We start from the raw sequence: 268 nt of genomic DNA, 5'->3' as shown, positions 1-268 counted from the left end.
CGAGGATCGCGCTATATGGCGGCACGCCGACCACCCCAGGAGCGAACCAGATGGAGGCTGTGGTTCGGCTCGACGTCGCGGTCGTGCAGACGCGCACGGTGCCCGCCGGTGCAAAGGTCGGCTACAGCGGCACTCACATCGCGGACAGCGAAACTCGGCTTGCGACTATTGCGGCAGGCTATGCCGACGGACTGCCACGGAGCCTGAGCGGACGTGGAGCAGTCTACTATCGAGGCACACGCCTTCCGATTGTTGGCCGCGTCTCGAT

General features: G+C 65.3%; 1 protein-coding gene. It reads left to right on the top strand.

Annotated elements, in window-relative coordinates:
• A partial coding sequence (locus EOD29_RS32050) for an alanine racemase C-terminal domain-containing protein (protein ID WP_281059247.1) occupies positions 1–268 on the top strand: 268 nt, incomplete at both ends.

It is taken from the genome of Mesorhizobium sp. M1A.T.Ca.IN.004.03.1.1 (genome assembly GCF_003997555.1).
Taxonomy (GTDB): Bacteria; Pseudomonadota; Alphaproteobacteria; order Rhizobiales; family Rhizobiaceae; genus Mesorhizobium.
The sequence above is the reverse complement of the archived record's forward strand: the minus strand, read 5'-3'. Positions and strand labels throughout refer to the sequence as shown.